The organism is Microcoleus sp. CAWBG27, assembly GCF_020883145.1.
Lineage (GTDB): Bacteria > Cyanobacteriota > Cyanobacteriia > Cyanobacteriales > Microcoleaceae > Microcoleus.
Genome location: NZ_JAHREU010000059.1, coordinates 20,122 through 28,002, shown reverse-complemented (window position 1 = coordinate 28,002; position 7,881 = coordinate 20,122). Strand labels below are relative to the sequence as shown.

At 42.7% G+C, this 7,881-nt stretch carries 9 protein-coding genes; 3 read left to right on the top strand and 6 right to left on the bottom strand.

All coding sequences use genetic code 11. The annotated features are described in order from the left end of the window. Both QZ938_RS25465 and ruvC read left to right on the top strand, forming a co-directional pair. The coding region (locus tag QZ938_RS25465) for a hypothetical protein (RefSeq protein ID WP_293365652.1) at positions 1 to 387 on the top strand (387 nt) is incomplete at its 5' end. A 316-nt stretch (positions 388 to 703) separates the two neighbouring features. After that, positions 704 to 1,237, top strand: coding sequence for a crossover junction endodeoxyribonuclease RuvC (gene ruvC, locus QZ938_RS25460; RefSeq protein WP_293156443.1), 534 nt, complete (start codon positions 704 to 706; stop codon positions 1,235 to 1,237). A 142-nt stretch (positions 1,238 to 1,379) separates the two neighbouring features. Here ruvC and QZ938_RS25455 read toward each other — a convergent pair whose 3' ends face one another. Continuing rightward, entirely contained in the window at positions 1,380 to 2,798 is a 1,419-nt protein-coding gene (locus QZ938_RS25455; protein WP_293354113.1) for an NB-ARC domain-containing protein, read from the bottom strand. Positions 2,799 to 3,021: 223 nt separating this feature from the next. Between QZ938_RS25455 and QZ938_RS25450 the strand changes: the two genes are divergently transcribed. Continuing rightward, positions 3,022 to 3,531, top strand: coding sequence for a hypothetical protein (locus tag QZ938_RS25450; protein ID WP_293354115.1), 510 nt, complete (start codon positions 3,022 to 3,024; stop codon positions 3,529 to 3,531). A 262-nt stretch (positions 3,532 to 3,793) separates the two neighbouring features. Here QZ938_RS25450 and QZ938_RS25445 read toward each other — a convergent pair whose 3' ends face one another. From QZ938_RS25445 to QZ938_RS25425, 5 genes are all read right to left on the bottom strand, one after another. Next, on the bottom strand, positions 3,794 to 4,795 hold the full coding sequence (locus QZ938_RS25445; RefSeq protein WP_293354117.1) for a CHAD domain-containing protein: 1,002 nt from the start codon (positions 4,793 to 4,795) through the stop codon (positions 3,794 to 3,796). 567 nt (positions 4,796 to 5,362) lie between these two features. Further along, complete coding sequence (petJ, locus tag QZ938_RS25440) at positions 5,363 to 5,701, bottom strand: cytochrome c6 PetJ (RefSeq protein ID WP_293156452.1); 339 nt, start codon at positions 5,699 to 5,701, stop codon at positions 5,363 to 5,365. 127 nt (positions 5,702 to 5,828) lie between these two features. Beyond that, positions 5,829 to 6,329 carry a photosystem II cytochrome PsbV2 gene (psbV2, locus tag QZ938_RS25435; RefSeq protein ID WP_293156455.1) on the bottom strand — a complete coding sequence of 167 codons (501 nt, stop codon included), beginning with the start codon at positions 6,327 to 6,329 and terminating at the stop codon, positions 5,829 to 5,831. Between the two features lie 248 nt (positions 6,330 to 6,577). Continuing rightward, a complete protein-coding gene (gene psbV, locus QZ938_RS25430) occupies positions 6,578 to 7,066 on the bottom strand; it encodes a photosystem II cytochrome c-550 (RefSeq protein WP_293156458.1) in 489 nt (162 codons plus the stop codon). Positions 7,067 to 7,215: 149 nt separating this feature from the next. Further along, complete coding sequence (locus QZ938_RS25425) at positions 7,216 to 7,407, bottom strand: translation initiation factor IF-2 (protein WP_293156461.1); 192 nt, start codon at positions 7,405 to 7,407, stop codon at positions 7,216 to 7,218. Positions 7,408 to 7,881: the final 474 nt, after the last annotated feature.

Sequence of the window (7,881 nt, the reverse complement as noted above, 5' to 3'; positions counted from 1 at the left end):
CGTAGTGAGGACTTTAGTCCGCATTTTCAAGAACTTGCATTCAATATGGTTCGTAGTGAGGACTTTAGTCCGCATTTTCAAGAACTTGCATTCAATATGGTTCGTAGTGAGGACTTTAGTCCGCATTCTCAAGAACTTGCATTCAATATGGTTCGTAGTGAGGACTTTAGTCCGCATTTTCAAGAACTTGCATTCAATATGGTTCGTAGTGAGGACTTTAGTCCGCATTTTCAAGAACTTGCATTCAATATGGTTCGTAGTGAGGACTTTAGTCCGCATTTTCAAGGACTTATATTCCCAACGCTCAAACTTGATTGCGATGAGATAACCAAACTTGATATTACTATATTGCCCTCGATGACAAAAGTTTGCCAACCGAAAAATTAACAACTATTTTTTGTAGTCCTGCATAGTAAGTCTAATCCCATACAGTTCAGTGCGGATACCTCCATCTTTTATACAAAAATTCTAAGCTGTTGTGCATCTAGATTGTGTCTGAATATCGATCGCCCTATGGGAGAAGGGAATTCGGGGAGATGATTGGACGATTTGTGATGGTCATCAAGATATACAATTTAAATACACAGCCGCTTACCGGATTTTAGATAAAAAAATGGAATAATAGGGAACTGAGAATGTGTGTGGAAGCTTTTCGGGTGCTATTAATTGGCTCCGACATGAGAAAAACAATCAATAATTGTGAATGGAAACACGAATTTTGGGATTAGATCCGGGCTTGGCAAATCTTGGTTACGGCGCGATATCTTGTCATATTATCCCCGGCAAACAAGACGAGAATAGCGTTTCCCTAATTGATTGTGGTGTGATTAAAACAACGCCAAAGCAGGAAATGGGACAGCGCCTAAAAACAATTTATGAAGATTTGCATACGGTAATTGATGAGGTAAAACCAGATTTGGCAATTGCCGAAAAACTGTTTTTTTACAAAATGGGAAATACTATACTTGTAGCCCAAGCACGGGGCGTTTTGACGCTGGTATTGGCTCAGTGCGGTGTGCCGCTGTTTGAGTTTACGCCTGCTCAAATTAAGCAAGCTTTGACTGGCCGCGGCAATGCTGATAAATCGGAAGTACAAGAGGCAGTGGCGCGGGAGTTGGAGTTGGGTTATATTCCGAAACCTGATGATGCGGCGGATGCTTTGGCTGTGGCTTTGACTGGTTGGTACGATGATGATATTTGTCCGAAAAAAATACCCTTAGAAACTGGAAAAGTTTGATTTAAGGGCTGGCAAATACATACAATCTTAGGTATATTAGAAAGTATTGCTATAGTTATTGATTATATGAATTACTGTAATTTGGATAACTACCCGCCGCATACGACATTGCCGTTTTCCTACCTATGATATCCGCTAATTTCTATGTAGCAATTCCCTCGCGACAATATTCAGTTTTGACATATTGTCTGATTACTGGCGATAAACTGAACAGCGCTTTATTATCTGGTTCTTGTTTTTCAATAAATGCTCGATTTCCTAAGGATAGGAGCGCCTTGCATAAATCGTCCGGTGATAATTGCAGATTTTCTAGTAATTGAGAAATTGAAACAGACTCGATTTGATTCGCTATGCAGCACATGACCTGTTTCTCTAATTCCGATAGGCGATCGCACTGCTGCTGCAATCTTGCTTTCAATTCCTCTCCCAAGAATAGGGTATCATATTTTAAGAATTCGGCACCTCGACCGCTAAATAATTCTTTAATCATGGCTGCAACTATTTTCAACCACAAGGGATTGCCTCGGTAAATGTCAATCAGGGTTTCCCATTTCTCCGGTTCGAGTAAACCTTTTTCTCTGAGAATTTCGCCTGCTGCTGCACCTAAACCGTTGAGTGGCAAGGTGCGAATGCGGGGATTTTCTCTGTTTAATGCGACAATTTCTCTAGGCGGTTCCCAACTATTGACGATTAAGCAACTGTTGTGGCAAGTTTCGCCGATACGTTTGAATAGTGTGCTGTAATTTTCATATTCTGGTCGATAATTTCCGGCTATTTGTCCGCTGCTGAGAATTGTTTGTACGTCGTCTAGGATGATGAGGCAACGGTGCGATCGCAATTTGTCGATTAGCAGCGATAGCAGTTCATCGGTGCTGGCTGGCAATTCGATTTCTGGTAGATTAGATAAAAATTTAATTAGGCTTTTTAGGGTATGATTGAGGGTTGGGGATGTGCCGAGACTTCGCCAAATTATATATTCAAATTGATGCTGGATTTGTGGGAGGAGGTGGAGTGCGAGATTGGTTTTGCCAATTCCGCTGAGTCCTAATATGGCGACTAGGCGAGTGCGATCCTGTAAGATCCATTGTTGTAGAGTGGCGAGTTCGGATGTGCGGTCATAAAATGAGGTGATATCTGGTGCATCTCTTAAGTCAAGTCGCGGTTTCTGTTGCGTGTCGTCTTCATTTGAGGTTTGTGTTGGGGGTGAGTTTTGTGAAGTTTTGGGATGGTGTGAGGTTTCTGTGCAGACGTTTATATTCCCTTTTTGGACAAGGTTAAAATGACCGGAATTTGAAACTTTAGAAATTTGATACCTTTCCATCGCAGAGCAAAAATTTGATTTAGTGATATTTTCCTCTAATGCTTGTGAAAATAGTTGCCATAACTTTGAGGCAACATTTCTTATATGGCGTGGAGTAGAGTAGGATTCTTTAGCTATTTTGGGGTAAGTTTTACGTTGCGAAGCGCCCCGTACTACTGCCCGTTGAAGATCGTCCAATCGTTTGCCCGTTTTAGCAAAAACAAGGTTGTCAGCAAATCTTAAGATTTCTTCAGCATCCATTGGCTTGATAGTCCTAGGTTGTAAGAAGTTTTTGCTATTGTATCAGACTTTTATGACATTTAGTGACACACCTGGCAAAAAGTGACAATTTATAACCTTAATTATTAAATTGAATCCCTGAAATTTCATGGCATTTTATGACTATTAAAGACAGAAATTTACAGGCTAACTTGTGTTGTGATAAAGAGATAGTCACATAATCTTTTTACACAGGTATAAATATATGGATGAACTGTGGCAAGAATTTTGCAATAGTGTAGCTGGTGTGGTTGGTGAACTTTTCGCCAGAGCATTATTTACTAAAACTGGGTTGAAAGTAGCACTTTATGTTATGGGCGTAGGAATACCACTTGTTTGTTATTATTGCGATTTGTCACCTGCTGAATCTCAAGCAAGAAGCATTGTCAAAGCTCAGTGTCACAATGGCTGGTATTTTTATTACAAAAATGGGAGGATGCCTTATACAGGTACAGCTTTGGGGAACAACTATACTTACAATTTCGGGATTGTACCTACAAAGTACAGTAATATATCAATAATAGCCGCCCAGTCTATCAAGTCAGATTTTAGCAATTTTGTTGGCATTGCTTTTGGGCCTGCCAGAAATCAGGGTTATTCGTGCACAATTTGCAAAAGCAATAGCTCTTCTAATAGAAATATATCACTTGTATCAACGAGTGGTGGAGTTGGTTGCCCTAATGGATATCGTGAGGTGGAAACAATCAAACCATAATGTTTAGGAAATACGAGGCATATGCCAAATCATTATGAAAGTATTTCCTAAGTTTTGACTGCAAAAGAGCGATCGCCCTTTTCCTTCCCAAAGCGCGATCGCCCTTTCTTAAGTTACACGATGAAGGACACGGAATTGCCGTTTTCCTACGAATATCTGTTATTGTAGGCTATATTTGTAGGACATGGCATTGCCGTGTCCGGCTTCTAGTTCCCGCAGCCGATCGCACTTTCTTCACCCGGAAAACCTACTTTTTCTGAGACTAATCACTCTTAGCACCTGCAACCACAGGATGAATTAAAGTCGATCGCAAATCTTGCCTAATTTCCGATTTCAAATACTTGCGCTGCAAAACCTGCCATTTTTGCCAAGCCCCGTAGCGTTTTTGGGCTAGCAAACCAGCCAGTTTCGGCAACTCTTTTTGCAAATCGCGATCGACAAAATCTGTCATAAACTCCCCTAAAACTTCACAGTCTTGAATATCGCCCAAACATTCCTGAACAGCTTTTACATCTTCGACATAAACTTCATAAGTCTCCCCGTAAAAATCGCCAAACAGATTCATCAAATACCGAACCCGCTTAGCTTGCTTCCGCAAATCGTGCAGAATAGTTCCCTCCGCTGCTAACTTCTCTTCCACAGCCGACTCAGTCAAATCATCAGCAACTTTAACTTTGCCATCCTCATATTCGGTGCCCAGCAGCCAAGCTGGATGCAGGAAAAACTCACTGATTTGAGGTAACAGCAAATCTGGTACAACCTCGGCAATTGGCAAATGTTCGATCGCCCTAAACTGCGGTTTTTCTACCCAATTCTCGATCGACTCTTTCAGCGACTGGTAGCTTTTGTGTTCCAAAACAGCCCTCACCGCTTTCAAAGCCCGACGCCGCTGTTTGAGCAAACTCAACAAAGCTTCATCCAAAACTTCCTGTTCGTCAGCCGGCAAATTCGGGTAATATCCGTTTTGGAGACTTTCGAGCATCACATCCAAATCTCTGAGCCTTCCCAGAATCCGCCCCACCTTACCAATTTTGTGTTCAGAAGCTGCTTTTGGCAAGTCTAAAACCGGAGCAAAACCCGTTACAGCCGATCGCAAACGCCACATTCCGACTCGCATTTGATGAAGTTCTTCTGCATCTTTGTCTTTGATAACTTCAGCCTCGTGCCCTACTGCTTTGCGGAAATATTTCTCGATCGCACCCGAGGCTGCGTCTCCGAGAGTTTTGACTTCAGTTTTAACTTTTGCTGATGTTTTGACGTTCATGCTTGATTTTTTTAGGTTCTTGCTTGATGTAGAGTCCACTTTCGCGATCGACTTTAATTTTGATTTCAAAGCTTTTCTAATAAGGTGTTACATCCTAGCACACACTTTTCATTGATGAACCTCAGCATTAATAAATCTTAATGTAAAGTGCTTGACAACTTATCCAAAGTCAGCATTTACTAATTAATTTGCGATCGCGCGCTAATTTGAGCGACGCGGTTTCTGAGTATTTCTCGTTTTTCGTCGCAAATTTTTCTGAGAAACCGGGTTTCTTGTCCCCATAGGGAGGCCCTGTTAATGTCCTGTGCTTGACAATTTATACAAAATTAGCAATCTTCAATCTTCAATCTAAAAAATTTTCAATCTAAAATTTAAAATCTAAAATAAAATTTCCCTCCCCCACCCTTGGGCTAATAAAAATCTGATTTCTGGCGAGCTTGGACAAATAGGTTAAGATCGCTGCAAACCGAGATTTATTTACCAAAGAGAGAGAGAGGGTGCGATCGGGAAGACAAGTTTTAAAATTAAATCAAGTCCGCCCAGGTTGTCCGACTTCAAAGAGGCAGTTTAGCCTTTCCAGTCTTTCTCAGATTGTTCGAGTACGTAGGTTGCTACATCCTCGATTTGGTCGGGCTTCAAGCGGCCGCCGAAAGCAGGCATAGCATTTTTGCCCTTAGTTACCTGAGTCGTAATAGCTTCGATAGAATTCATGCCATACTTCTCAAGAGCGCCCTTTTTCAAGGTTTTCATTGCCATAACGACGTTGCCGCCACCGATGTGACAAGCAGAACAGTTGTTGCTGAAGATTTTAGCTCCTTTAGCAGCATCTCCAGCCAGAGCAGGGCTGCTGAAGCCGAAAGTGAAAATTGTGAACGCTAACAAGGCGATCGATAAGAGTCTTTTCAACGCAGTTCTCCTCTAATGGACACACAAAGGGTGATTCTTTAATTATTTTACCTGATTAAAACAGGCGCGATCGCGACTAGGCGATTGCTTTCTCCCGAGTAATTTACCACTTTTTGGCAGTGGCAGTTCAACTCTCAAAATTATCCACGCCCCAGCCCGGAGCTTTCTGAGCGGCCCGGATCACAAAAGCAGCCAAATTTTCAACCTCAGTCTGTGGCATCCAGCTTTCGGGTACTTGGCGGCACCAAAAAGTTTCCTCACTGCCGTCATAAGTCATCGGCTCTCTCAGGTATGACACCAAACTATTGATGTTGGTGCGGGGAGGCGTTGCCCCCTGGAGATCTGCCAAAGACAGAGATATCATCGGATCCGGCAAAGTTGCTCCTCCGACGTGGCAATTCATGCAATTTTGCTCGAACAACACCTTGCCCACAGACAAATCCTGAGCGGAAAACAACCGAGTGTTTCCCTCAGCGTCCAATTCTAGTGCTACAGGTTCCTTGGCTTGTAAATATCTATTCACGTAAGAATCGCCAGCAGCCAAAACAGGTTGAGGAGCCAGCAGCAGGAGCGGCAAAATAATTAACATCCCCAACAAAAAGCAGAGAAAAACACCACGATGCAGCATAAAGGCGTAGAAAAGTCAATAATCCACTAACATTTGCTCGTACAATCGAATTTTTTTTGTTGCGCTCTGACTTTCGTCAGTATCAACGAGTCCGCTATCTCAAGTCAGCGACTTCCACTCGGAAGAATCAATCAACCAGGGGTAAATTTGAGATTTCAGATTTTCGATAGAAAAACGGCGAGCCAGCAATCCTTGCCAAATCCCAGCCCCTCTCAATCCAAAATCCAAAATCTCAAATTTAAAATTGATTAGCGAGCGCCTTTGCCACCAGCCCACTGGCGGGAGATAATTTTCGGCTGCAACAGAATGTGACCGGCAATCGCGTACAAATCTTCATCCGAGAGATTTCTCATCTCAGCGAAAATATCCGCACTCTTCATGCTCGGATGCAGTTCCGAAATTTCTTGAAACCCGTCATAAGTCGTGGGATTTTTCATATAGTCCACGAGCGACTCAATATTATTGCGGGGTGGGTTGGCCAAAGCCAGAGTTTCCGGACTCAAATTGAGGTTCGGGTCAGTTTTTGTCATGCCCGCAGCGTGACATTGAGCACAAGTATTTTGGAACAGGCGTTTGCCTTGCTGGACTTGTTTGAGGCTCAGCACTACCGGAGCGCCCTTGTCATTTAAAGTTACAGTCCGAAGTTCAGGACTCAGTTCGACAGCCATTGCGCTGCTGACAAATAACTGAAATGTCAAGAATACAGCGGTCAGAGCAATGAAATATCTTTTAAGCATGGTTCTCCTTAAAAAAATCCGGCAAATTATTGAACGCTAAGAGAGTATAGCTGGCAAACAGATTTCTGTTCAAAATTCCTTTCTTTGGCGACAACTGGCGAAAGTTTGTGCAGCCATACCTTTAAAGGTAGAGGAATTTTGCGATCGATCTAATCTGCAATTCGTTTTGAGTCGCGCCTTTTTTCGAGAGCGGACATAATTGCCTTAACATCTTCCAAAGCCAAACGGGTTTGAGGGTGTTTGTAGGCAATTTCCAGCTCATCACACAAGCGGAGCACGTCTTCAACAGGGACGTTGAAGTCTTCTGCTATTTCTGCGATGGACAGGTCTGCAAAACCCATAATTTTCAGGTCGCTGACGGGTCAGAATTGAGTTGACGGCTATTGATTGAAAGGTGGACAATTTAACAAAGCGTTGTTAGCTGTCCTTTGTTAGTTTGTTCTGAGATTTTGTGCGATCGCCAGCTAACTAACCACTAACTAACACTAAGCATTTTTGCTCATCCAAACTTCAAACTCCATCAACTTCCAACCAATATCATCCCATTGCCGCGTCTTTATTATCAATAGGACTTGGGCGCGCAGGACTAAAAACCCCGTATCTGCGTGCATTTCTCGCTACCAAACTTCATGTTTTTCGTAGAAACCAGGGTTTTTGGGGAATTCCTCTGACATTTTCGTCTTTGGCGGACTCACCAACAGACGGGGCGATTTTCCATTTTTCGATTTGAGATTTACTCCACAGGTGTCTTATGGGGCTTGAACTTTGGTCGAAAATTTTGATCGGTTCGCCACAGGAGTCATCCGGCGCAGCAG